The sequence below is a fragment of the Pseudomonas sp. DP-17 genome (assembly GCF_022380625.1).
Lineage (GTDB): Bacteria > Pseudomonadota > Gammaproteobacteria > Pseudomonadales > Pseudomonadaceae > Pseudomonas > Pseudomonas nitroreducens_A.
This window is the reverse complement of record NZ_JAKSXG010000018.1, coordinates 99158-121967: the sequence shown is the minus strand read 5'-3', so window position 1 is coordinate 121967 and position 22810 is coordinate 99158. Positions and strand designations below refer to the sequence as shown.

26 protein-coding genes are annotated in these 22810 nt (G+C 56.1%); 9 read left to right on the top strand and 17 right to left on the bottom strand.

Annotation, left to right across the window (positions count from 1 at the left end; all coding sequences use genetic code 11):
• Nucleotides 1-414: 414 nt before the first annotated feature.
• The 5 genes from MJ122_RS27670 to MJ122_RS27650 form a co-directional block, all read right to left on the bottom strand.
• Nucleotides 415-855 carry a hypothetical protein gene (locus tag MJ122_RS27670; RefSeq protein WP_239746918.1) on the bottom strand — a complete coding sequence of 147 codons (441 nt, stop codon included), beginning with the start codon at nucleotides 853-855 and terminating at the stop codon, nucleotides 415-417.
• Between the two features lie 69 nt (nucleotides 856-924).
• Nucleotides 925-1341 (bottom strand): hypothetical protein, encoded by a 417-nt coding sequence (locus tag MJ122_RS27665; RefSeq protein ID WP_239746917.1) that lies wholly within the window; start codon nucleotides 1339-1341, stop codon nucleotides 925-927.
• Between the two features lie 180 nt (nucleotides 1342-1521).
• A complete protein-coding gene (locus tag MJ122_RS27660; RefSeq protein ID WP_239746916.1) occupies nucleotides 1522-2340 on the bottom strand; it encodes an N-6 DNA methylase in 819 nt (272 codons plus the stop codon).
• A 182-nt stretch (nucleotides 2341-2522) separates the two neighbouring features.
• Nucleotides 2523-3437: an Abi family protein gene (locus MJ122_RS27655; protein ID WP_239746915.1), complete on the bottom strand. Its 915-nt coding sequence runs from the start codon at nucleotides 3435-3437 to the stop codon at nucleotides 2523-2525.
• Nucleotides 3438-3766: 329 nt separating this feature from the next.
• Entirely contained in the window at nucleotides 3767-4822 is a 1056-nt protein-coding gene (locus MJ122_RS27650) for a DUF3800 domain-containing protein (RefSeq protein ID WP_239746914.1), read from the bottom strand.
• Between the two features lie 187 nt (nucleotides 4823-5009).
• Between MJ122_RS27650 and MJ122_RS27645 the strand changes: the two genes are divergently transcribed.
• On the top strand, nucleotides 5010-5255 hold the full coding sequence (locus MJ122_RS27645; RefSeq protein WP_239746913.1) for a hypothetical protein: 246 nt from the start codon (nucleotides 5010-5012) through the stop codon (nucleotides 5253-5255).
• Between the two features lie 136 nt (nucleotides 5256-5391).
• A complete protein-coding gene (locus MJ122_RS30210; protein ID WP_239746912.1) occupies nucleotides 5392-6942 on the top strand; it encodes a Shedu immune nuclease family protein in 1551 nt (516 codons plus the stop codon).
• A gap of 222 nt (nucleotides 6943-7164) precedes the next feature.
• On the opposite strand, the gene MJ122_RS27635 is transcribed toward MJ122_RS30210, so the two are convergent.
• From MJ122_RS27635 to MJ122_RS27600, 8 genes are all read right to left on the bottom strand, one after another.
• Nucleotides 7165-7920 (bottom strand): PRTRC system ThiF family protein, encoded by a 756-nt coding sequence (locus tag MJ122_RS27635; RefSeq protein WP_239746911.1) that lies wholly within the window; start codon nucleotides 7918-7920, stop codon nucleotides 7165-7167.
• Nucleotides 7917-8618, bottom strand: coding sequence for a PRTRC system protein B (locus MJ122_RS27630; RefSeq protein ID WP_239746910.1), 702 nt, complete (start codon nucleotides 8616-8618; stop codon nucleotides 7917-7919). Before MJ122_RS27630 ends, MJ122_RS27635 begins: the two co-directional genes overlap by 4 nt.
• Nucleotides 8605-9984 carry a hypothetical protein gene (locus MJ122_RS27625; protein WP_239746909.1) on the bottom strand — a complete coding sequence of 460 codons (1380 nt, stop codon included), beginning with the start codon at nucleotides 9982-9984 and terminating at the stop codon, nucleotides 8605-8607. Before MJ122_RS27625 ends, MJ122_RS27630 begins: the two co-directional genes overlap by 14 nt.
• Before the next feature lie 102 nt (nucleotides 9985-10086).
• Nucleotides 10087-10299 (bottom strand): PRTRC system protein C, encoded by a 213-nt coding sequence (locus MJ122_RS27620; RefSeq protein ID WP_196913202.1) that lies wholly within the window; start codon nucleotides 10297-10299, stop codon nucleotides 10087-10089.
• 10 nt (nucleotides 10300-10309) lie between these two features.
• On the bottom strand, nucleotides 10310-10777 hold the full coding sequence (locus MJ122_RS27615) for a PRTRC system protein E (RefSeq protein WP_239746908.1): 468 nt from the start codon (nucleotides 10775-10777) through the stop codon (nucleotides 10310-10312).
• A gap of 13 nt (nucleotides 10778-10790) precedes the next feature.
• Entirely contained in the window at nucleotides 10791-12596 is a 1806-nt protein-coding gene (locus MJ122_RS27610; protein WP_239746907.1) for a PRTRC system ParB family protein, read from the bottom strand.
• 44 nt (nucleotides 12597-12640) lie between these two features.
• Nucleotides 12641-12916 carry a hypothetical protein gene (locus MJ122_RS27605; RefSeq protein ID WP_239746906.1) on the bottom strand — a complete coding sequence of 92 codons (276 nt, stop codon included), beginning with the start codon at nucleotides 12914-12916 and terminating at the stop codon, nucleotides 12641-12643.
• A gap of 126 nt (nucleotides 12917-13042) precedes the next feature.
• Nucleotides 13043-13276: a hypothetical protein gene (locus tag MJ122_RS27600; RefSeq protein WP_024766604.1), complete on the bottom strand. Its 234-nt coding sequence runs from the start codon at nucleotides 13274-13276 to the stop codon at nucleotides 13043-13045.
• A 504-nt stretch (nucleotides 13277-13780) separates the two neighbouring features.
• On the opposite strand from MJ122_RS27600, the gene MJ122_RS27595 reads away from it, so the two are divergent.
• Nucleotides 13781-14719: a S49 family peptidase gene (locus MJ122_RS27595; RefSeq protein WP_239746905.1), complete on the top strand. Its 939-nt coding sequence runs from the start codon at nucleotides 13781-13783 to the stop codon at nucleotides 14717-14719.
• 115 nt (nucleotides 14720-14834) lie between these two features.
• Nucleotides 14835-15332: a hypothetical protein gene (locus tag MJ122_RS27590; protein ID WP_239746904.1), complete on the top strand. Its 498-nt coding sequence runs from the start codon at nucleotides 14835-14837 to the stop codon at nucleotides 15330-15332.
• Nucleotides 15333-15519: 187 nt separating this feature from the next.
• Here MJ122_RS27590 and MJ122_RS27585 read toward each other — a convergent pair whose 3' ends face one another.
• From MJ122_RS27585 to MJ122_RS27575, 3 genes are all read right to left on the bottom strand, one after another.
• Entirely contained in the window at nucleotides 15520-16596 is a 1077-nt protein-coding gene (locus MJ122_RS27585) for an RES family NAD+ phosphorylase (RefSeq protein ID WP_239746903.1), read from the bottom strand.
• A gap of 282 nt (nucleotides 16597-16878) precedes the next feature.
• Entirely contained in the window at nucleotides 16879-17883 is a 1005-nt protein-coding gene (gene yejK, locus MJ122_RS27580) for a nucleoid-associated protein YejK (RefSeq protein ID WP_239746902.1), read from the bottom strand.
• Between the two features lie 19 nt (nucleotides 17884-17902).
• Entirely contained in the window at nucleotides 17903-18136 is a 234-nt protein-coding gene (locus MJ122_RS27575) for a hypothetical protein (protein ID WP_239746901.1), read from the bottom strand.
• A 245-nt stretch (nucleotides 18137-18381) separates the two neighbouring features.
• On the opposite strand from MJ122_RS27575, the gene umuD reads away from it, so the two are divergent.
• The 4 genes from umuD to MJ122_RS27555 all read left to right on the top strand — a co-directional run bounded on the left by umuD (nucleotide 18382) and on the right by MJ122_RS27555 (nucleotide 21456).
• A complete protein-coding gene (gene umuD, locus MJ122_RS27570) occupies nucleotides 18382-18822 on the top strand; it encodes a translesion error-prone DNA polymerase V autoproteolytic subunit (protein WP_239746900.1) in 441 nt (146 codons plus the stop codon).
• Between the two features lie 7 nt (nucleotides 18823-18829).
• Entirely contained in the window at nucleotides 18830-20113 is a 1284-nt protein-coding gene (umuC, locus tag MJ122_RS27565) for a translesion error-prone DNA polymerase V subunit UmuC (protein WP_239746899.1), read from the top strand.
• A 30-nt stretch (nucleotides 20114-20143) separates the two neighbouring features.
• A complete protein-coding gene (locus MJ122_RS27560; RefSeq protein ID WP_239746898.1) occupies nucleotides 20144-20785 on the top strand; it encodes an SOS response-associated peptidase in 642 nt (213 codons plus the stop codon).
• An 83-nt stretch (nucleotides 20786-20868) separates the two neighbouring features.
• A complete protein-coding gene (locus tag MJ122_RS27555) occupies nucleotides 20869-21456 on the top strand; it encodes a lasso peptide biosynthesis protein (protein ID WP_239746897.1) in 588 nt (195 codons plus the stop codon).
• A 49-nt stretch (nucleotides 21457-21505) separates the two neighbouring features.
• Here MJ122_RS27555 and MJ122_RS27550 read toward each other — a convergent pair whose 3' ends face one another.
• On the bottom strand, nucleotides 21506-21838 hold the full coding sequence (locus tag MJ122_RS27550; RefSeq protein ID WP_239746896.1) for a hypothetical protein: 333 nt from the start codon (nucleotides 21836-21838) through the stop codon (nucleotides 21506-21508).
• Nucleotides 21839-22181: 343 nt separating this feature from the next.
• Here MJ122_RS27550 and MJ122_RS27545 point away from each other — a divergent pair, with 343 nt between their 5' ends.
• Entirely contained in the window at nucleotides 22182-22766 is a 585-nt protein-coding gene (locus tag MJ122_RS27545; RefSeq protein ID WP_239746895.1) for a hypothetical protein, read from the top strand.
• Nucleotides 22767-22810: the final 44 nt, after the last annotated feature.

Below are 22810 nucleotides of genomic sequence, written 5' to 3'. Positions count from 1 at the left end.
ACAGTCAAGATTTCATCTCATCGCACGCAAGAGTGGCCGTAGCAGCCATGCGTGCCTGGTACCCAACCTGTTTCTCGTCCGTCCAGTCTTGAGGGGGAACAAAGGAGGGGAGGGGGGGCTCGGCTGCGTGCATATCAGCCAGCGACCATCCCGCGGCAAAGTCATCGGAGCAGCTTTCTGGCAACGGGATGGTAAGTCGCCCGGTGTGGATGCTCGTTCGTTGGGGCATCGCATTTCCCTCGTCTACGGTCGAGAAAAGTATCAGATTTCTTAGAAATGTACGGGGATAAATTATCCCCGTACTTCATCGCTAGAGGCAGCGCCACTACTGAGCTCAGATAAATAGATCCAGTTATGAACCACAGTTTGTCCCACACATGAACTGTGTTGCGAGTGAGGGGCGGCGCCGTCTGCTTACTCAGGCGAGATGAGTTTCCTGAGCTGCTCAGATGCCCATGCCCAGTACCCTTCGAGGTATGTTCCGGCGGCGACCTGCTTGATCCAGGTGGCTTGGTTGAAAAGGGGATGCTCGAAACTGTACTTGGCCTTCAACTCATCCGGTGACAGGCGCAAGTCACTTGCGTACTGGCCACGCGCGAGCTCCACTGACGGCAATTCTGCTTCGCCCTGGCCGAAAGCGAGCCATGCCGGCGAGAGGTCGATGGTAGATGCGATAGTTGCGAGTTGAAGGAGCGTCGGACACTGGGTTCCGGTGAGGAAATCATCCAGAAGATCGCTGGGGATATGAGTCACAGCGCTCAATGCATCCAGCGTTCCTGCTCTACTATTAACCTCATTAGAAAGGCGCGTCGCCAGAACGGAAAAGTTAAAGTATTGGATCTGAAGGGTCTTCATAGATAAGACTCCAGTTGATTGGAGTCTCCCTTTTATGTCTGTTGAAAAGAATCCCAAGAATTTTGGGGGTTACTTTCGTATAACGCTCCATTCACCGCTCCATGATGCGATCGGGCACGTTGCGGTCGGTATCGAAGAGTTAGGATCTTGAACGCCGATAACCGTGGATTGATCGTGTCCGTTCTGGCCAAATGACACTCTTCCGCAAGCCTCGAAGTCCACTTGGATAAGTGATATCCGGCCGATAGGGCTACGTGGAATCCCCTTCGCAGAGCCTTCTGCGACATGTTTCTTGCCCCCCGCGACCACCGCCGCCTTGACGTAGAGTGTGTCTCCAGTTTCGCCGAAGAAGAACTGTACATACTTGCCATCTTGGCTGGGAATGTCTTGTGCCTTAATTGGGATTTCGAGAAAGTCGCATCCGGTGAGGAGAGTTAAAAGCAAGGCAGTCCCCGCCGCCAGTATGCAGTTTAGAAGTTGTTTCATGTGATCCCCTACGGACGAAATTGTCCGGCTTGCGAATAATTAAACGCAATCGGAAGTGCGTCAAGGAAAATATATATGTTCCACGCAAAAGTGATTTAGGGAAGTAAGGTGACGTTTGAAATGCTCGATATAATAATATTATATGATATATTCGGACTCGCGGCGCTCTGAGTTACAGCCTTAGAACAAGGACAGTTGCGCCAATTGGTCGAGATTTCTAACCGGTACAATAATACTTTGTCGTGTTTCAGCAGGCTCCTGCTGATCCTGATCCAGATCGCTGCCAAGGGCATAGCCGCGGCGGAGTCTGACCGACCAAAGCCCAAGAATATGGGCCGGCGTGTACCAGTGTTCCCGCACCTCGGCCGCCAGGGTGTTACCCAAAATGATCGTTGCGGGGATGTGCAGCAGGCTGAGTTGGAGGTAGCTCATGTGGACGGCCCGCGAGTCGATGTCCTGGGCCGTCACGTGCATGTGGTTCTGATAGCTCAGCTCTTCCTGCTGCAGTGCCTCGGCCATTGCGATGACCATCGCGCCAGCGCCGACCGCAGGCTCAAGCAGCGTAATGAACCCTTTGCTCGCAATGAGCCGGCGTAACTCGCGGCCGTCGCCTACCTGCTGACGTGCCATGAGGGCGCACACGGAGTAGGGCGTGAAGAACTGACCACGGGCAGTGTTCCCCAATTCGAGTTCGCCGAAGACTTTTCCCAAGACATCATCGGGCCCAAGCTCGAGGGCCATCGTTAACTCGGCAAGCATTTGAGGGAACAGCTTTTGCTCATCCGGTTCATATCGCTGAATCAGCGCCATGTAGCGGGCCTCGCGCTGCTCTCTCTGTGCCAGGTCTACTCCATTGGAAATAGCGATTGCGGCCATTTCAACGAAGTCGCCAAAGACGTCCCACAGGTGGTGGCGGCGACTGGCTCGTTCCAGGAGTTTGACGATGTTCTTTCGGTGGGATTCTGGAGAGAGGGGAGAGGAACTTGCTGCTGCGCTCACGTTGCTACCTGCACTTCGACTGGTAGCACGACACTCACACAATCACAGATGATCCCAAGTCACGGTTGTGAATCAAACGGATTCACGAGCAGCTGGGGGGGGTTGGTCAAAGCCTAAGGTCCGCAGGCAGTGGCTATCTGGGGAATGCCAGGGCTGGTTCAGGGGCGTGAACCAGCTACCAGCTAGATTCTGAAGAGTGCGCGAGGGAACCCATGTTCATTCGGAAACCCCATGGCAGCAAAAGTGCAGCCAGGCATACGGGGTTTAGAGTCCACTAGGTCCGCGACCTGCCGGATCCAGCTCGATGTTGGGTCTATGTGTTGAATCAGGCACCACATTACCGAGATGAGACCGTACAACCTTTTTTGGGCGTTCGCGTTCAAGCTAATCGCCTGAAAGTAGGGGGCCGTGGTTGGCAACGTGATTGGGTTGCTGGAGGACTGGTTCCAGATTCGGGTGTGGTGCGCACAGCGGTTGCGAAGAGTGTTCAACTCCCGCAGCCAACTGTTAAGCGCCTTAACATCCGAAATCCCAAGGCGCGCTGCGATCCAGCTCTGCGGCTTTCTACGGAGCATCTGGAAGTAAATCGATAGCGTGCCAAAGTCCCAAGCTTCCACGACGACCCAAAACGGCATAGCTTGGTTTTTTGCTCTATGTGCGGTGATACAGTCCTCGTCGCAATCATCGAGCTTTTTCTGTTGCCGTACACGCCAACTATCCCATTTGGACGAATTGAATCCCGGGTTGACGGTCAGCCACTTTGGTTCGATGAAGGCGGGGGAGGTGTAGGCAATCGGGTCGTTACGGCCGAGCTCATGAGCCACCACCGTCTTCAGGTGGACTTCGATCGTTTCGATTGCGTCCAGCATCAGAAGCCGCAGTTGCTTGTCGAATGTGTACAACTCGACCGATGCCTCGAAGCTGGTACCCGGCTGGAAATCCTCAAGTCGGAGGGGCTTGCCGGTGTGGGGGCACTGCATTTTTTGACCCGCATTGTCGCGGGCAAATTTTCTGGCTGGATACCAAAAACCGCTGAGCCTGTAGTAGCCCAGGCGAGCCAATGCTCGCTGTGTGGTTTGTGCGTCAGCGCTTCTCATACCGCGACCGGTGAGCAACGTCACGAGATCAGAGTAGGGAAGAAAAGGCTTCGGAGGAGTAGGCTGCGGCAACGTCCATGTCCCAGAAACAAGAAGGCCAGACCGTAATGCCGGTCTAGCCGGCAACATAGGATCTGGCGCTATTGAAAACAATACTGCCGAAAGCGGTGCTGAAGGTCAACCAAATTCTGACGATGAAAAATGCTCCGAAAACGACGTCAGAACGGTGATCGGAAATCCTAATCAGTTTTCAGCGCAGAATTTTTCGTCCCTTTTTCACTGAATTCCTTGCTGTGTCACCCGCCCCCCGTGCTGCATCCTGCAGAAAATTACGACCTCCGCTCTCCGAAGTGCTTTGCGTAATAGTCGATAAGGCTGGATGCCTGTGTTCCCTGGCGAAAGCGTTTCTGTTCGTCAAAATCCAGCGATGGCGCCATGTGAATAAATTGATCGTGTCGGTAGAGCGAAAGAACGGCTTCCGGGTCCAGCAGCGGCTCTCTCAGCCCACTCAGAACGTTTGCAGCCTCGATAGCTGCGCCAATCATAACGTCTGCAATCTGGACGGCCGGGCTCTCCTTAGAGTCCACTTGGACGACTTCACAAAGCTTGAGAGGAAAACGGATGGAAGCGATAGAGGATTGTCGGAATTCGGCCTCGTCCTGGTGGTTGATAAAGCGCGTTAGCAGGTCATGGTACTGAACCAGATTTTTGGACTGGTCATGCTCTACGCGATAGTCACTAACCGACATTTCCTCCATCCGGCAAATCAGCGACTGAAGGACGATCAGGGCGGCGTCGGTTGACACGCCCTCTGTTGTGATCGCTGAGAAACAGTCCGGACATCCTTGAGCTAGTGGTCCCAGGGCCTCTGGTAGCTGCTGCCAGTCTAGCCGTCTCACTGCCTCAACAAGCGCAGCAAAGGACTGCATAGATTTGAGCTTGATAGCCTGTTGAAAGGCTAGAAGCAGCCCGTCGAAGCCAGTGCTTCCAAACAGAGTGGGGCCGACCGCGTACAGCAGGGATGCCAGCGAATAGTTCTGGCCATCTTTGTAGAAATCGACCCCACGAGTCTCATAGAAGGGCTCCGCCGCGTAGTCCAGGAACATCAGAATCAACAGGAACCGCTTGTTACAAACGTAGGTGACACATTTGTGCCGGCTGAGCATGGCTTGCTGCAGCTCCATTAGGGGCTGTCGGTAGCCAGGCCGCTTGGCTAAAGCGTGATACTTGAGCTCTGGCGCCTGCCGTTTGGGGAACAGGTCGGTTATGAGCTGCTTCGCCTCGAGGTCAGATATTGAAACTGCAGCAGCTCCCTGAAATCGTTGCTCGGAGTTGAGTAGGTCGAAGCCCGTGTAGCCACTCTCGTCAATGTGAAAGCATTCCATGCGTGATCCTCGGGTTTCTGGTGAGCTACGAAAGTACCGGTCATACGAATAATGCCCCATCTCTGCGGAAACGCCGCCGTCACAGGTAGGTTTGTCGCTCTGAAATAAGCATGACCCCCCGTAGGGTTCGACGCGATCGAGCTCCGTTGGATAGGTTTCCCGGACTGAAACCCAAAGGAGATATTCAATGCTGATTCGTGTGATTTGCTCTGACCGATACCTCCCAGAGATGGACCTGGACATGCTGCAGACCGAGGTCCATGAGGAGGTGTTTTTCGACGTCACGCCCTCCGGCTCTCTGCGACCTGAGCGCCGGCTGATCTACCGCCTGGTTGGAAATCTCAAGGCTGACCGCGGGCAACCATGCTACGAGTTCGCGCGAGAGGTGGATGTCGTGCAAAAACGGAACGGATGTGTAGGTCCGGTACGGTGAGGGCGGTCGTCATTACGGGGTTCTTTTCCTTCAGACTGGCCGGAGCCTCCACCACATAGCAGAATCTCAAATGATTTGTCGGCGCCAGCGATGCAGGTATGGCGTCGACACACCTCAAGCTAAAGGGAGCGGCGGAGTGAGTCAGATTTCTGATACCCAGAACGATGGTGAGTCTGATTTTGACGGCTGGGATGACGAACACGAGGATTTGATTGGGGCTCTGGAGCAGGAAGGCCAGGGCGAATCGGCAGAGGAGGATGACTACCAATCACCCGATGACATACGCGTAACCCTTGAAACCTCCACCTTCAATGGCGAGGCCTGTGCTGAACTCTACGCGTACGATGAGCAGAGCGGCACTGTCGGTAGTGAGCGGAAAACACTTCTCGCAAGGATAACCGAGAGCGAACTCACGATGTATCCCCTCGATGTCGACCGTCTGCGTCGATGTATTCGGGGGCCGAAGTACGATGAGCTCACAACCATCACCGTGGTGCCTGACTCCTACATGGGGTGGGAGCTGCCTAGGTCCATCCAGGAATTCGACGAAATACTAACCGTTTTGCCGGTTGGTTTTAGCCGGTATGCCAGATACGGGCTTGGCTTCAAATGGGAATACCGACTCATTCCTGAGGCCATCCTTGAAGAGGTCGGTGTAACAGAGCTGCGCATCGAGCCTGGGGACATAGCCAAGATCGAGCTTCCCGTCTTCAGGCTCGGTATGGACCGATTTACTGCCATCCGAAAATCTATCGACTCAATAGCTGCAAGGTCCAGGGTTCGTTCGCTAAAAGATCGCCGCCTTGCGGCATACAACGAAACGCTCCATGCGGCGAGGCCGAGCGATTACGAGCGCCGCTATCCAGAGGTTAAAGCCAATGAAATCTACGAGCTGGTTAAGCTTGGAGGTAGGGCAGGTAGAGCGTCTAACCGCAGCGTAAAAGACGGCCTAGCTGCTGCCCAGGTGGTTCGCGAAGAGGCGGAGAAGATTGCAAAGGAGAGTCCGTCAAAACTGTTTGAACTAAAAGCGGTCATCGAGCAGGTCACCTTGGCCCAACTCATTGGTGAGTTCGATTCGATGCTGCATAGGAAGTTGCCCGAGCAGAAGTGGCAAGAATTCTTCAAGGCAAACCCTTTCGTCCTGGGGCTGGCGTTCCCCTATCCGGTCATTCTGTTTAAGGACCAGGCTAATGTCGGAGGAACCACGTTCGACGGGAAGAACGAGAGCATCGTCGATTTCCTGATGGCCCAACGATTTACCGGGAACTTGGCCATAGTCGAGATCAAGCGTCCCGACACAACCCTCCTGTACTCCGATCCCTACCGAGGTGACCTCTACTCGCCGCACCGCGAGTTGACCGGGTCTATGGCGCAGGCGTTGGACCAGCGCGCGCAGTTGCTTCATCACTTCGCCGGCAAGAAATCTCAAGACCCTACGTCGGCCAGCGTCCATGTGTCGTCGGTCAACTGCATTGTGATTGCAGGTACGTTGCCTACTGAACCTCCGCAAATGCGATCGCTGGATCTGTTCCGGCACTCGTCAAAAGACGTGACGGTGATCACCTTCGACGAGTTGTTGGAGAAGCTCAAAGAGCTTTATCGCCTGATGTCAGGAGGCAAGGCCGTTCCGGCGAAGAACCCACAGGCTCCTACCGTCTCTGACGAAGCAGATGACCTCCCGTTTTAGAAATGCCAGCGCAATAGTTCCCCTACGTGGCCATTTACAGCGGAAATCTGCCACCGGCACCTGCCTGTTGAGCGGCAATTTTCCCTCGGTGCGCGTTTCAGCCATTCCCAACCAGGAGGGATGATGGCGCTTCTGTATGAGGCTCAAGCAATTCCTCTCAACTAGGAAAACCCCAGCGAAGCCGGGGCAGATGGGGAAGTATTGCGCCGAGCTGGTCCAGTTTCAGCCGGAAGAGGGAAAGGGGAAGGCGCTCTGTTCGCCAGTTTCAAGGTTGACCATCAACCAGTGCTTGCTGGTTTCACCGTACCGTAACAGCTCCCACACGATGGCCATGCCGGCAGTGGTAACGGCCCGGTTGATTAGGCAGTCTTGGCTGCGCAGAGACTCGGCGACTGAGCACGACTTGCTGGTGTCATCCGGCAGGGTCTGTATCTCCGGGTAGGCATCGAGGACGTTGGGGAACGTCTTGCGCAGCTTGGCGTCGATGGCACCAAACACGATCTGTCCATGCCGCGCATCGTTGCCCAAGTCCAGCCACATGGCCTTGGCTTTCAGGTTCCCGATAGCAACCCTTGCGGAGGGTACATCGACTGCGCTGATGATGAGGGCGGCGTGCGCTATAGCCTCTTCGGTTTCCACACAGGGGAAACGATAGGGGAGGCCCACCCACTGCATGCCGAGCATCAAGTTATAGCGGTTGGCAAGGCTGACGGCTTTGAAGTGCCCGAGGTCGCATGGCCAGAACCGCTGGCGGACGAGGTTCGGCTCGCGCACAACGCTGTCATCGATGATCGTGACTTTCAGCCCATAGGGATGGCCAAGGGAACGGATTGCGTGATGGAAAGACGCGAGGCAGTCCACCACTTCACTCCCGTTGCCCCCGGCACCGATCACGACGATGTTGATTGGCGACGAGAGCCAGTCGTTTGGGGCCTTGAACGTGGTCATGTCCGGCTTGATCGCAACCGCCGCGCTCATCGCTGGGCCTCCTGCACAATTGCCTCAAGGGTGACCTGATCGCGATAGCGCATGACCGGGACAAGCGATATTGCAGGGAATTTTTTCGCCCTGGATTCGGCCAAGCCACGGTAGTAAGCGACCATCCCCGAGAAGTTCTCGCACCCCTTGATGGGCGTGACGGAACCGAGGTGGGTATTGACGCTCTCCAGTACGAACCGCTCCCAGGTGGGGATGTTTTCCACCAGAACTTCCTGCGGTAGCTTCACGTTGCCAGTGCAGAAGTTACCATCCTGATAGACGTTGCCCAGCGGTGCGTAGAACAGCGGGGTGCTCGGCTCCGGGCGCTTGTTTCCCTTGTAAGCAAAGCAGCGCAGAGGCTTTCCTTCGACAGCGCAGAAGATCAGGCCCGGAAGCGGCGCTTTAATGGTGGCTTCGGGGAACGGCACATCGATCACTTGCGGAGCCACATACCAGACCAAGCAGCCGCGACCGCGCACGACCAGATTGCTCGGAACGAACTCGATCTGCGGCTGCTCGTTCAGCAGCAGTTCGACCAAGGATCGTTTGTCGTGCTCGCTGAACGCTCGGCCCGCCCCGAGAACAAATCCTTTGCCGCCCTCGATTGCGAGCACGTCATGACTGGTGACGTTCACCTGCCCGGTCTGCGCGTGGTGGTGAATGAGCATGGCTTTGCTGGTGGTCTCATTGCTGATCATTGGGGGTTCCTAGGGATTCGCAGATTTTGCCCAGTAGCTGTATGCAGGCGGCGGTATCACGGAGTATCGGAAGCGTTTGGCTTGCCATCTCCGGGCCTTTCAGCGGCAACCCGATTGCGGGGTAGCCGCATCCGTGTACCTGCCCGTCGTAACCTTCATAGGTACTATCCAGCAGGTTTGGAAAATCCCCAGAAACCTGAACCACGATGCTTTCGAAGAACGTCATGCCATCGCTCGCCGTTCCCGCCATGCTGTGAAGGTCGTGGTCAAAGCAGTAACCCTGTTCGGCTTTGGACAGGCACAGTTCCAGCGCCTCAACCAAGACCATCAGCGTGTCGGAGTAGGGGTTGCCTGCCTTCATTGCCTCTAACGCCTGTCTACGCAGGGTTCGCATCTCCTGCGGCTTGTCGGCCCCCAGATAGAAGCCCGACAGCTCGGTCAGTTCATGCATCTCCACCAACATCGCGGCGAAACGCTCCGCAGATTCCTCGTCGAATCCTTCGTCGCCGGTAAAGCTCCAGGTATCGAAGCCCAACTGCTCGTCCGGCGTGGTGAGCAGGTACTCCGTCATTTGCTCAACGGTTGCTGCACTGACCATCTGCTTCAACGAGGCGTAGGCCCCAGCGACTTCGTGGTTGTAGTAGCTGCCCTCGCCGAGGAACGTAGCCGGCGTGTTGAAGGGGATGAGGTAGTGCGTCATCGCGTCCAAGGTCTTGAACAGGATGACGCGGACCTCATGGAAGTCATCCGCTTCGGGAAGTTCGAGGAAAAACTCCGAGAAGCACCCGCCTTCGAGAACGTAGTGCTCCCCTTGGATACCTCGCTCGATGCTGCTTTCAGCAGGCTCGGGAAGGGTAAGGACACCATCCAGCGCTGCGCCAATCTTGTCGAACAGGGCGCTAGCGCAGTCAGGCCCTTGCTCAATGAGTTCGGCCACCGAATCGATCTGGATGAGGCCGGCGTCGATACAGTGCAGGGTTGCCCCAGCGGCAACGCAGGGATCGGCGTAGGGAGTGGCTAAGCTTTTGAGCAGAGCGGCTTTGTCCTTGAACAACCCCTTGGTTGGGAGAGCTAGAACACGCTCGATGCCGGCAACGACCTCACCAGTCAGCCGATGAAGGCCATAGGCGTTCGGGTAATGCTCCAGCCACTCCAGAGCCTCGGGGCCGATCAGCCCGCTGTCCAGAGCCTGCGTGCAAAGCGCACTGTGCCCTTTAAAGTCCACACAGGAAGCGTTGGACAGGGCGAACTGCTCGCTCCGGGCTACCCGCATCGCTTGCGCGACACCGGGCAGCGCGAACGGATTCAGCGCGGAAGGGGGAAGCTGATAACGCCGGGTGTTGAGGGAGATTGCAGCAGCGCCCATAACCGCCTCTTCTGGTGCTGTGAAAGAGAGTCATCGTCCTCGGCTGGAGAGACGCGGGCAGTTAGGTCGCCGCGCTCCCAGCTTTTGAGGATGGATAAGGGATCAGCCTTTGGCGCCGAACCCGGCTTCTCGGAATTCATAGACATAGGTGTCGTTCTCCTGAATGGGGGGGACGATCTTGGCCCCGGTGAGGCGGGGGTACTGGCGGGCGTAATGCTTGAGAACCGCCTCGACTTCCATGCTGGGGTCCGGGTCCGGCAGATCACGGCCAGACATGCGGAAAATACGGTCCAGAGAAATCACTGCAACAGTCATGGGGATGTCCTTAGAACGAGGCGGCAAGGTTGTCGAAGGGAGCCGGCGCAGCGGGCTGCTGAGTGTGTTCCGCCGCAGGCGGCTGGGAGTCACCTGCCTCGTCGTCATCCTCGTCAGAAGCCTCAACAGGGGCCGCAGGCTTGGTTGCCGGCTTCTGTACAGCAGCAATTGCTTGAGCGCCCAGGGAGCGAATTTGCTCCAGCATTGCCGAGCCTTCGTTGACCGCCTGAACGTGGTGGGTCACGCGGTCAAGCAGCGCGGCCTCAACTTCGGCCGGGGTGCCTGCGACCACCAGCGGCTTGGCCAGCGCCGCCCGCAGCGCCGCTTCTGCATCAGTTGCTTTTTCCGGCGTTGGGCCGAGGTTCGCACTGAGCAGAACCTTGATTCGGCCTTCGCCCAGCCCTTCGATGTCTACGGTGATGCGCTGCTTGGCGTTCGCTACTGCCGGTGCCACTGCGGAGAAGAAAGTGGTGCTCATGATCGGTTCCTGTTCAGGCTGCGGTTTGTTGGGAACGGGGGGCCGATTTGCCTCCCTGTGCCGATAGTTCTAACGCAGCCGGCAGATATCCCAACCAATTGAACTGGGTGAATGCGAGGACCGCTTTGATGAGGTCTTCCGATTTGCCAGTGGCGAGTTTCTCAAACGCTTTCTCACCGTTGACCTCGTTGTACTTCTCGGCGAATCCGGAGCGTTTGCAGTCTTCTACGATGCCGGCCTTTACCTGCGCCTTGAGGTACGCCTCGTTCATCTGAAAGTGTTCGACTGGTTGAATGCCGGCGTGCTGGATGAATGCCAGCGACTGGCTACCAGACACCGATTTGTCGAACTGGTCGGTGGCGTCGGTGCGGAATACGCTGCACGCCGCCATGCTCGACAGCAGGCGCATCAGGTCGTCCTCGGTGCGCTGCGCGAGCTTCACTTCCAGATCAGCGCGCTGGTTGCTGGTCAGGCCCCGGCCTTGTATCCCGAGGTTGCCCTCCATGCGCTCCCGCAATTGGCTCGGAATCTCGTTGCGCACGTCGAAGTACATGCTGGTGACAGCCACTGCGAGAGCAAGGCGACGGTCATCCATTACTGCCTTGGTCGCCATTCGGCTGTACAGCGTGAATGCCTCGCGGCGAATCGCCCGCTTCAACTGCGCCGGCTGCGCGGGCTTGGAGGTGGTTGCCGGCTTACGGGTCTTGCCCGGTTCGCTGGCGGGTTGGCGAGGGCCGGCGCTACCCTCGGGGGGGCTCACCTCTCCCTGCTGAGCCGGTGCGGTAGCTCCCGACGCCTCCGCGATCAGCGCCTTGTACTGAGCGTGCTTGTCAGCGTTGCACTTTCGGTCGAAGCAGTAGCCACCCACCACCTCACCCTCACGCCCAGCGGTGGTGGATACGACCGCCCCATAGTTGGCGCAGGTGACGCATGCAGCGAGCTGGGTTTCGCCGACCCCGGTGGAACCCTTTGCTTCCAAACGGATATATCCGTCCTGGGGAAGAGTCTTGTCGGTATGGGCGACGCCGAACTCTTGCTGCGCGTCGATCAGCTTCACCTCGATGAGCGCAGCGGTCTTTCGGTTCCAGCAAACCGCGTTCTGGCAGCGCGATTCTCCAAGGCTCACCTCGAAAAGGTCGGCGTTGGCACCGGAGTTATGGACACAGGTGCGGCATTCTTCGGTGTCGAAACGAGCCGACCCAAGGTCGCGGGTGAGCGTCAGCAGCCGGTCGCGGGTATCGACGACCGAGTAGCCTTTCTCAATGATGCGGCTAAGGATGGCCGGTTGATCGGCAGCCGGAAGGCGGCACAGCAACTCGGCGTGGCCAATCTTGATCTGATCCTCCAGCAGCGCCTCTGCAACGGCATCACAGGCGTGCGACAGCAGGATGCGGCTGTCGAGCATAGTGCGCGACCATCCCAGCGCCTTCATGACGGCTGCATGGTCATTCGCGTTGTCAGCCAGCAGCACCACGGCGTGCTGTGCTTCTTCAATGGGTGTGAGGTCAGACCGCTGCAGGTTTTCAACCGCTGCCAGCATGCGTGCTTCTTCATCGCTCATACCGCGAATTTCTGCGGCAATCGTCGTCTTGCCCGCGTCAATGGAGGCGGCGTGGCGGGTATTACCGAACACGACTTCGAAGTCGTAATCCGGATCATCACCAACCGGGCGAATAAGGATCGGTTGAAGTACGCCATTTGCTCGGACACTTTCAACAAAAGCGGAATAGCTAGCTTTCTTTCGGCCCTTGCGCGGGTCAATTTTCGGATTGCGGCGTATACGGGATACAGCGATTTCTTGAACTTGGACTTGAGACATTTCAGGTAATTCCTTGCTGGTACTTTCTTTAATTTATCTTGCTATTAGGACAACCCAAGTGATCTGCGATTTTTAATGGCGGTTACAATCAATCCAATAAATAGGCCGGCGCACATCCAAACCATAAGGATCAGAATGAAATAAATCAGCATGCCTACAGTCCCAAAAAGTCCGCCCAAAATCTCAACTGGAGTTACTGGCCAGAGTGTGAAGCCGCTGGAGACGATAAGCGCGATATGAATACAGCCGATTACGCAGGAAAACAGAGCAATTACATCGCCGAGATTTTGATTGACGCGGTGCTTAGGCTTGGATTTCATTTGAGTCTCCGGTGAGTTGGTAGTGACAAGCTACCAAGCCGAATAAGGAACCCAAGCCTCTATCTTGCAGGTTTTTGGAACAAAAAAGGCGGCCAATGGCCGCCTCTCTGGTTGGGTGTAGCTCTATTACTTGGAAGCTACTTCGCCTTTCTTCTCGTCGTTCTTAACGACCTTCTGGTCGCCGGCCTTATCTTTCGCCGACACCAACTTGCCGTCTTTCCACACATAGTGCGGTTCGCCTACCGGCTGCTTGTCCCAGGAGTTGCGTGGATTACCGCTGCCGTTACCGCCGGAACCAGCTTGCGCGCCAGCCACAACACCCATGGAGATTACAGCAGCGATGATGAGTTTTTTGTACATGGTAATTCCTCTTGGTAAGTCGGTGGGGTCAATCCCCGATGGTTGTCAGAACAGGCAGGGGCTTCGCTTTGATAAATTCGCTCGCTGCTCTTGATTCCAAGTTATCTGTTCCTTGGGTGATCCCAAGAAGACTCTTGAAAAAGTTTGATCTGGCCAACTGGTCCTTTCCTGATGACTCGGCTTACTACCAGCAGCGCATAAAGGCGACCCAAAAATTACCGGCGTTAAATTCCGGTGGAAGACTTTTTCATGCACGAAAAGCGACGGAAAAAAGCCGATCCGCAGTTCGCGCGCTTTCAAAATTCGTCCTGCGTGCCCGCATCCGGGGTGACAAGCCCTGTCCCACCCACCTGGTTGGGAAGCAGCTAGCCATTTGTAGGAGCGGCATCGTTCGGGGCGTGCAGAGTGGAGGGAGAACATGTACCCCACTTCGGTGGAACTGATTTTCTCCCTTCGGCAATCTGGTACCGCAGTCGACCAGACGGCGATAAAGAGAGGTGATGATTGGATAACGGTTTAGAGGTCCTGGAGCGGGTTCTTCAGGCAAGCATCCGCGAGCAACGCGCAGCGCGCCGCTGGAAGAGTTTCTTCCAGCTCTGCACGCTCGGCCTGGTGGTAGCGGCTTACACCGCCGGCGGCCCGCCTCTCTCCGAAATGTGGGGAGAAAAAAGCGCTGGAATTACCGCGAAGGTTGCGGTCAGCGGAACGATCGCAGAAGGCGAGCGCGCCGGTGCTGCGATTGTTAATCGCGGCTTAGTGGCTGCATTCAAGGACCCCCGGACGAAGGCGGTGATCCTGGACATCAACAGCCCTGGCGGCAGTCCCGTGCAGGCTGGCCGGGTGTACGACGAGATCAAGCGTCAGCGCCATCTCCACCCAGACGTCAAGGTATATGCGGTGATAGGGGACCTCGGGGCTTCGGGGGCCTACTACATCGCGAGCGCGGCGGATGAAATCTATGCCGACAAAGCCAGCCTGGTTGGATCGATCGGGGTAACCGCGGCGAGTTTCGGCTACGTCGACTTGATGAAGAAGCTCGGAGTCGAGCGGCGGGCGTACACCTCTGGTGAGCACAAAGCCTTCCTGGACCAGTTCCAGCCGGAAAACCCCTCGGAGACTGAGTTTTGGGAGGGTGTACTGCAGCAGACGCACAAACAGTTCATTGCTGCAGTCGAGGCGGGTCGCGGTGATCGCTTGAAGAGCAAGGAACACCCGGATTTGTTCTCCGGCCTGGTTTGGTCAGGCGAGCAGGCTCTGGGCCTGGGGCTGATCGACAAACTCGGCGATGCGGATTACGTCGCCCGGGATGTCGTAGGCGCCGAGAAGATCGTTGACTTCACTCCGCGCGGCAACGCGCTTGATCGATTCGCCAATCGTGTCGGCGCCAGCATGGCTGGCGAGGCATTTATGAAGTTGGGGCTCGGCGGTTTTGAGCTTCGTTGATCACATCCGAAAAGGAATAGAAATGCGATTTTCAGTTGCAGTAGGCGTCGCGGTGGCCCTCGCGGCCGTGGCTGGTTGTTCCTCTCAAGGGAGCAAGAATCAAGAGTCTGTAGTGGTGGACTTCTACGCCGGGACGACCGACAAATCCGGGTATCCAGGAATGGGTATTGGCGCTGGCAATGTCTTTGATGGAGCGGTCGGTGTTGTTGCCCCCTTCAACTACCAGCCGCTCCCGGTTCGGCAGTGCAACGCGGCAAACACTGCATGTGCACTGGGGCTCGTTGACCTCGCGAGCAATGTTTCGGTCCTTTCCATCGGCCCGCGCAGCGCGACGATCAAAGTCGACCTGAGCTATCGGGTGAGTGGGGAGTCGCGCCGAGAGTGGCCGGGCATGAAGATCGTGGAAAAGGCTGGCGTGCCAGAGGTGATCAACGATCAAGGCACCTTCAGCCGCTCTGCCGAAATCCCGTATGGCCAGGTGCGCAAGGTAGACCTGCCCTACGGTGTGGCCTTCACCTTCTGTGTCTCGCCGCCGGGGACATCCAATCGTGACGTACGCCCCTGCGCGTCGGCCCTCAGCGTGCGAGATACCTCCAGCCTCGAAGAGATCTGAAGACGAAAAAGCCCCGATCCGGGGCTTTTTTGGTTGCGCGACTAATCATTTGCATCGGATCCGCCGATCACATAGTGGCCTTGTTCGGCAGATAACGATCCATTGCAGTCGCACACAGGTAACTTAAACCGGCCAGAAGAGATCATTCTTGGCGATGAATATTAGCCCGATTGGCCTCTCCAAACGTTTAATACTCGACTGGCCCGAAATGCCCACGATAGCCAACCTGGGTGAGAATCAGACGATTGATGCACTCGACGCTGACCAAGCCAATTTCCATGGGCCTACCAAATAGTGCCAGATTACGGATTGTGGTCGCCTCAACATATTTCTCTCGCTCTTGATGGTAGTGTCGAACCGACATGCCATAAACTGTCTCGAAAGGATGGCTGCCAGTGCGGATCAGGCTGAAAAATGACGGATAGATCACGCCATCAAAGCCGGCCAATTTCGCAGCAAGAGCAATGTCTCGGGCGATCTCATATGAGTGAGAGCGAGCAAGAAACAGCATGTGAATTGCCATATCTAGACTTTCGAACTCGTTTTCGCTTTCCTTCAGCGGGTAAGAGAGATCCAACAACTTCAGATCCTGCTGGCTCTGTAAGGTTGCGACGTAAAGTTCATCCTCCGTTGATGCCCTGCATTCATGGATGCAGACGTCAAGGTCCTGTGATCCGTACATCACGGAAAAGCCTGGTGAATCCAAGCGCCCTCTACCGGCGAACGCTACTGGCGGACTGTCGTACTCGAATGGATTTGCTGGATGGTCTGGGTTGACGCGCAGACGGTAGAACTTTCTACCTTTGCTAAAAATTATTTCAGGGTACTCTCTCAGTACACGCTCGATGAGCTGAGGGCGTGTCGCCGGATCCTGTAGCGCCTTTAGTGGCTCGACTTCGCCGACCATCCACAGTCGCGGCCCGTAATGGAAAAATCCAATTTTAGCGGCCTCCTCGATAAGCTTCATGTCATTCGCAAGCCACGCTGACGGAGTGATGTCGCTCCTACCGTAATGGTACTCATTGAACTGAATCACCGGCGCTGCACCGTAGTCAGACCGGACAGTAGTTCCGCTCACGAAAAAGCGCCACGCCAGATCTAGAATGTGCTCCTGAGTCAGTTTTTGCCCATCCGGGCTTTGGCAATTCGGACACTCGCCTTGTTGTTCAAGGCCATGCTTTGCAGCATCGATCCTTAGCCCTTCATCTGTGAAGCAATTTGAGCAGAGCAGAATCTGACTGGTTGGCTCGGTTACGTCGGACATGCAAACTCCCTGCGATGTTGTTGCCGGACTCAACCGTTAAGTTAGCCTGAATCTCCTAAACGTGAGACGACCGCTTCTGCTTGGTTGCTGCCGTTGAAGTTAGACAGACTCCGACCCAAAAAAAGACGTCAGAGAGGTTCGTGAGCAAGCCACTCCTACGAAAAGCGCACCGCGCTGGCTGGTTGTCTGTACGTGCGAGATTGCTCGCGGACCGCCCTACGGAAAATCTTCAGGCACAAAAAAGCCCATCGCGAGATAGGCTTTTGGGTTAGCGCTCCGACTTCAGTCGTTGCGATGCTTGAGCTGATCCTGCAACTGAGTCGGCAGGCCGCGGATAATCAGCATGTCGCGGTCCTTGTCGTACTCCACCTTGCTGCCCAGCAGGTGCGCCTCGAAGCTGATCGACAGCCCCTCGGCACGGCCGGTGAAACGGCGGAACTGGTTGAGGGTGCGCTTGTCCGCCGGGATCTCCGGTGACAGGCCGTAGTCCTTGTTGCGGATGTAGTCGTAGAAGGCGCGCGGTGCCTGGTCGTCCATCAGCTCGGAGAGCGCGTCCAGGGCTATCGGCTCGCCGATCTTGGCCTGGCTGGTGGCGTAGTCCACCAGCACGTCGGTCTTCTCGCGGGCCTGCTCTTCGGGCAGGTCTTCGCTCTCCACGAAATCGCTGAAGGCCTTGAGCAGGGTGCGCGTCTCACTCGGGCCGTCGACGCCCTCGGTGCAGCCGATGAAGTCGCGGAAGTAGTCCGAGACCTTCTTGCCACCCTTGCCCTTGATGAAAGAAATGTACTGCTTGGAGGTCTTGTTGTTCTGCCACTCGGAAATGTTGATCCGCGCGGCCATGTGCAGCTGGCCCAGGTCCAGGTGGCGCGACGGGGAGACTTCCAGCGCCTCGGTGACCGCCACACCTTCGCTGTGGTGCAGCAGGGCGATCGCCAGGTAGTCGGTCATGCCCTGCTGGTAATGGCAGAACAGCACGTGGCCACCGACGGACAGATTGGACTCCTCCATGAGCGCCGCCAGGTGCTCCACCGCCTGCTTGGAGAAAGCGACGAAGTCTTTGCCGCTCAGGTACTCGGTCAGCCAGCCGCTGAACGGGTAGGCGCCGGACTCGTCCTGGAACAGGCCCCAGGCCTTGTTCGGCTTGGCGTTGTAGCTCTCGTTGAGGTCGGCCATCAGGTTTTCCATGGCCTGCGAGTCGCCCAGTTCGGCGTCGCGAGCATGCAGCTGTGCAGGATTACCGTCGGGTTTCTTGTCGATCAGGTGGACGATGGCGTGTCGTATTGGCATGTCTTTTCCTTGGTTGGGGTTAGGCGACAGCAGAGCAGGCGTCCGCCCGGCGAATATCTGCTCGAGCGTTCTTCAAACCGCGCTGGTCGCTGCCGGTGCAGGACACGAACACCGGTCGCCGGCGGGCTTTGGACAGCTTGATGTGGCCGCCAGAGGTACGGCTGGCTGCCCATCCCTGGCTGATTGCGTCCTGGACCAGGTGCTTTAACTCTGCAGCTGCGCCGCGGAGGAACGAGAGATTGGTTTTTTGCATGGGACTGCTCGGTGATTGGATGAGATCAACCTTGCAGGTCTGAGAAAGATCCCAAGCGTTCTTTTCTGCCGTCTCGTGGCAAGAAAGCGTTCTGCGGCTGGGCCATGGTCAGCGAATGCAGGAGATTATTTCTGCTGGGTTTTTGCCGGCAGGTGGAGCGCTGCAATGGCTGTCGGTCGGAGGCGGTCTTCACCTCATCGGGGGGACGGTCCTATACTGGTTGTATGTACAGTATTGGTGATCCCATGCCCCTTTCGCTCGTTGCTTCCGTAAGCCCTAGCCTTTCTCCCCGCAAGCTGCCTTTATGCGGCCAGGCGAGTTGCGGCTTCCCCTCGCCGGCAGCGGACTACCAGACTCCGGACCTGTCCCTCGATGAGCTCGTGGGTATTCGGCCGACTTCTTCGATTTTTCTTCTGCGGGCCTGGGGCGACTCGATGCGGGAGATGGGAATTTTTGATGGCGATGTCCTGGTCGTCGATAAAGCGCGAGAAGCCCAACCAGGGGACGTGGTGGTGGCGGTAGTCGGCGCCGAGTTTGTTGTGAAGACGCTCGTTCGTGATCCTGAAGGCCAGATCATGCTTGCGCCGGCTAACCCAGCGTATCGGCCGCTGCGGCTGGGTGATGGTGAGGTGCTGGAGGTGTGGGGAGTCTGCTGCTGGGTTCTCCACGGTCTCCTGCAGCGGTAACGGTGCCATGACCATTGCACTGATTGATGCCAACGCTTTCTACGTCAGCTGTGAGCTGCTCTTTCAGCCTTGGTTACGAGGACGGGCGGCGGTTGCAGCCTCCAACAACGACGGCTGTGTGGTCAGCCGGAACGACGAAGCCAAGCGTTTAGGCATCAAGATGGGTACGCCAGTGTTTGAGATGCGTGAGTTGGTGAGCCGCGGCGAGGTAACGGTTTTCTCTTCGAACTACGAGCTCTATCAGAGCTTGAGTAACCGTGTGATGGCCATCCTGCAGGCAGAGGCCCCACGGGTGTTCGTCTATAGCATCGACGAGGCCTTTGTGGATCTCGCAGGTGTGAGCGATCCGGAGGGATGGTCGCGGATGGTTCAACAGCAGATATTGCGCAGTGTGGGGCTACCGGTTGGCGTTGGGATCGGCCCGACAAAAACCTTGGCGAAGTTGGCCAACTGGGCTGCCAAGCGCTGGAAATCCCGTACTGGTTGCGTCGTTGACCTAAGGGATCCTGGGCGGCAGGAGAAGCTCCTCAGATATGCGCCGGCGGGAGAGGTATGGGGCATAGGTCCGCGATTGTCGAAACGCCTTGCCGAGGACCTCAAGATTGATACCGCCTGGCAGCTGGCGAGTACCGATCCCAAGCATTTGCGGCGCCACTTCAACGTGAACGTGGAACGGACGGCGCGCGAGCTGCTGGGGACAGCATGCTTTCCGTTCCAAGATTCCGGCCCCGAGCGAAAGCAAATGATCATTTCGAGCCGTTCATTCGGGAACAAGGTGTATGCGTTGGAGGATCTGCAGGAGGCAGTTGCTGGGTTCGTGAGCATTGCCGCCGGCAAGCTTCGAAGCCAAGGCAGCCTGGCCAACTGCATTCAGGTCTTTGCCAAGACCAGTCCGTTCTCTGTCGGCGAGCAGTACAGTGGATCTCGCATCCTGGCCATGCCGTATCCTGCAGATGACACGCGCGACCTGCTTCGGGCTGCGCTGACTGGTCTCAAGGCGCTGTACCGCCCGGGCTACGCTTACGCCAAGGCCGGTGTGATCCTTTCCCAGTTCGCTGAGCGCGGCGCAATCACAGGCGATCTTTTCGCCCCTCAGCCTCGCCCCAACAGCGAACGACTGATGGCGGTGATGGACGCAATCAATCTGCGGGAAGGCCGCGGTACCGTGCGCTTTGCCCGTGAACGACCGGTCGGTACCTGGTCAATGAAGCGAGAGTTGCTGACGCCGGCGTACACCACCAGTTGGCAGGGTTTGGCGAAGGTGTCGTGTCAGTCTGCGAGATCCGCCTAATAATCTGGCCTGCAGGCCTTGGAGGTCAGGATGTGTAGCCGTTTTGAGTCCCCGACAGCAGCTGAGCTTGCTGCAGCGTTCGGCGTCGACATGGGGGATTATGCCCAGCAGGATATTTTCCCTGGGTACAGCGCGCCGTTCCTACGCCTGGCGTCTCCAGAAGCGGCGGAGGAGGGCGTTTCCTTCGAAGCCGAGATGGGAGTGTTTGGGCTGCTGCCGCCCTGGGCGAAGGACATGAAGCTGGCACGCAACACCTTCAACGCCCGTAGCGAAACGATCGCGGAGAAACCCTCATTCAGGAGCGCCTGGCGCCGTGCACAGCACTGCATCATTCCTGCTCGCGCCATCTACGAACCGGACTGGAGGAGCGGGAAGGCCGTAGCCACCAGGATCTGCCGCGCCGACGGCGAACTCATGGGGATCGCTGGTCTATGGGAGCGATGGAAATCGCCGGACGCCGGCACGGTGCATAGCTTCACGATGATCACTATCAATGCTGACGAGCATTCTCTGATGCGGAACTTCCATCGTCCCGGGCAGGAGAAGCGCATGGTAGTGATTCTGCCGAAGGGAGCTTACAAGGAGTGGCTGCGAGCCACGATGGAAGTAAGCCTGGATTTTTTACGTGAGTATCCTGCTGATCGTATGATTTCATTAGGCCACCCAGAATAAACTCCCATTCGTAGTTCTAAGTTTGTGCCGACGTATATCGAATTTTTTAGTTTTTTCCTATTTATATTGAATGGACCTGAAAAATGATGAAGGAAGAATGGGTTTATAGCTCCAAGTATGTAATGGAGCAATCGGGGCTGGATTATTGGTATTTCAATGCGTTTTGCGAGTTAATGGAGGCGATTGTCCCGTTAGGGCTACATGGTGCCTGCCATAGCACCTCGGCGATACTCCATATGTTGCTATCCGAGAAGGGGCTTCCATCGCTAATTAAAATCGGCGTCGTTGAGTCACCTAAAGGCCCGTTTGATCATTCCTGGGTAGAGTCGAATGATATGATATTCGATCTGGCAGTGGCATTCCCGGATAAGAGTGGGCAATACGTAGGCGGACCGGTATTTGCGAGCATTGATGTAGATGCAATGCAGAGATTCGGTAATGAATACGGTGTTACTGGAGTAAATTTAGGTGTTGATGCCAGTGAAATTTCAGAAATTTCTCTGCGGGATTATATTCGAAATGCTTACGAAAAAGATCAAAAGGGCGGCGTAGAGAATCCAGTTACCATATGGCAGATGGCAGAGTGTATTTTTAACATCTGCGGTATTGACGTTGCAGCTGACTACTTAGAAGAAAAATATGGTGATGTAAGGCGGGTGGTAGCTGTTTAGCAGCAGAGGTAGAAGCGGTGCACAAGTGCTGCTTCTACCCCGCTTTCCGTCACCGAGCCTTACCTGGGCGTGTGTTGCGAAGTTTTGATGTTATTTCTGGTGCGCTTTTTCCAGTGTAGTGCTGGTCAATCACTGCATCGTATTGAATCACGGCCCCAATTGCCGCGAGTTTAAGGATATCCTCAGTGGACATATTAGGGTTCGCTTTCGCAAATGCTAACCCCATCTCGTACTGTATTCCGATCGCTACGTGGCCAAGAGCTTTTAGGCCATTGGTCATCCCAGGTTGGTCGGTTTCGTTACTTTTCATATGCACATCTCGATAATAGCCGGATTGGCCATGGCTAGATTTCCACAGATTGGGCCGCCAGTCCATGCGCATTTGATTGACTTTTCCTATCGCCAGAGCTTTCTTGTTTAGTTCATTAGGTAGCAAGAGGGTGCCTTCCGTTGATCAATGCACGACCGGTTGGTTCGACCGCCAGTCTGCTAGCGCTCTCACTCATCGTGGACAAAGGGAACCAGCCGGGGGGATGCTAAGCGAATCATCTTGAGATAGTCTTTTCGATTGCCAACTTTCGAGCTTTCGCTGAGGATGAGTTTCAATTGTGGCCAGACCAGTAGGTGAAAGTACCCGAGATAATTGTTTACAACATGTCTCAGCTTGCGGTTTCCTGCAGGTTTAATTTAACAAGCAAAAAAGATAGTTATAAGGGTGGAATAAAATGCACCAACAGGATGTTGCTAAATCGGAGTTAAGCGCTCTATACCTATGTTTGAAGTCAGATGCGACTATTAGTCTTGAAAATATAGATCCATTGCGCAGCGGCTTTGAAGACCGTACGTATGTCAGAACGGTCTTTTCGATGTTCGAAGGGGTGGCATATGCAACCAGGCAGTATATTCTGGCTCAAGCAGCCGCTGGAAGGTACAAAATATCAACGCAAGAGCATGACTTGCTAAGTGAGCAGACCTATATTTTGGATGGTAAAGGTAAGATCAAGGAAAAAGAAAATTTTCTTCAGTTTATTCCTGGTTTTCGTCTGACTATTAGCGTTTTGGGCAGATGCCTCGGGCGAGAGGAGTATGTCGCAGGTGCTTTCGGCCACCATATGTATGATAGCTTCCAAAACGGCGTGAAGATTCGAAATCGAATTATCCACCCTAAGTTGACGAACGACCTAATGCTTTCGCGCGCCGAGGTTGCTACTGTGAAAGAGGCGCACGAGTGGTTCGATAGCTTAATGTTAGAATTAATTGGGCACGCGTTCGAACGGCATGCAGACCCTGTGGATGAAGGCTCGGCATAGATAGGTCGGGAATCAGGGGTAGCTGACTGTCTAGAACTGCGGAT

Coding starts and splice junctions, on each gene's coding strand:
- MJ122_RS27615 (WP_239746908.1), bottom strand. CDS start 10,777: ATGAGCACCACTTTCTTCTCCGCAGTGGCACCGGCAGTAGCGAACGCC.
- MJ122_RS27550 (WP_239746896.1), bottom strand. CDS start 21,838: ATGCGCATGGACTGGCGGCCCAATCTGTGGAAATCTAGCCATGGCCAA.
- MJ122_RS27545 (WP_239746895.1), top strand. CDS start 22,182: ATGCACCAACAGGATGTTGCTAAATCGGAGTTAAGCGCTCTATACCTA.
- MJ122_RS27625 (WP_239746909.1), bottom strand. CDS start 9,984: ATGGGCGCTGCTGCAATCTCCCTCAACACCCGGCGTTATCAGCTTCCC.
- MJ122_RS27635 (WP_239746911.1), bottom strand. CDS start 7,920: ATGAGCGCGGCGGTTGCGATCAAGCCGGACATGACCACGTTCAAGGCC.
- MJ122_RS27560 (WP_239746898.1), top strand. CDS start 20,144: ATGTGTAGCCGTTTTGAGTCCCCGACAGCAGCTGAGCTTGCTGCAGCG.
- MJ122_RS27630 (WP_239746910.1), bottom strand. CDS start 8,618: ATGATCAGCAATGAGACCACCAGCAAAGCCATGCTCATTCACCACCAC.
- MJ122_RS27610 (WP_239746907.1), bottom strand. CDS start 12,596: ATGTCTCAAGTCCAAGTTCAAGAAATCGCTGTATCCCGTATACGCCGC.
- MJ122_RS27665 (WP_239746917.1), bottom strand. CDS start 1,341: ATGAAACAACTTCTAAACTGCATACTGGCGGCGGGGACTGCCTTGCTT.
- MJ122_RS27555 (WP_239746897.1), top strand. CDS start 20,869: ATGATGAAGGAAGAATGGGTTTATAGCTCCAAGTATGTAATGGAGCAA.
- umuC (WP_239746899.1), top strand. CDS start 18,830: ATGACCATTGCACTGATTGATGCCAACGCTTTCTACGTCAGCTGTGAG.
- MJ122_RS27620 (WP_196913202.1), bottom strand. CDS start 10,299: ATGACTGTTGCAGTGATTTCTCTGGACCGTATTTTCCGCATGTCTGGC.
- MJ122_RS27575 (WP_239746901.1), bottom strand. CDS start 18,136: ATGCAAAAAACCAATCTCTCGTTCCTCCGCGGCGCAGCTGCAGAGTTA.
- MJ122_RS27650 (WP_239746914.1), bottom strand. CDS start 4,822: ATGGAATGCTTTCACATTGACGAGAGTGGCTACACGGGCTTCGACCTA.
- MJ122_RS27585 (WP_239746903.1), bottom strand. CDS start 16,596: ATGTCCGACGTAACCGAGCCAACCAGTCAGATTCTGCTCTGCTCAAAT.
- MJ122_RS27605 (WP_239746906.1), bottom strand. CDS start 12,916: ATGAAATCCAAGCCTAAGCACCGCGTCAATCAAAATCTCGGCGATGTA.
- MJ122_RS27600 (WP_024766604.1), bottom strand. CDS start 13,276: ATGTACAAAAAACTCATCATCGCTGCTGTAATCTCCATGGGTGTTGTG.
- MJ122_RS27645 (WP_239746913.1), top strand. CDS start 5,010: ATGCTGATTCGTGTGATTTGCTCTGACCGATACCTCCCAGAGATGGAC.
- MJ122_RS27670 (WP_239746918.1), bottom strand. CDS start 855: ATGAAGACCCTTCAGATCCAATACTTTAACTTTTCCGTTCTGGCGACG.
- MJ122_RS27655 (WP_239746915.1), bottom strand. CDS start 3,437: ATGAGAAGCGCTGACGCACAAACCACACAGCGAGCATTGGCTCGCCTG.
- umuD (WP_239746900.1), top strand. CDS start 18,382: ATGCCCCTTTCGCTCGTTGCTTCCGTAAGCCCTAGCCTTTCTCCCCGC.
- yejK (WP_239746902.1), bottom strand. CDS start 17,883: ATGCCAATACGACACGCCATCGTCCACCTGATCGACAAGAAACCCGAC.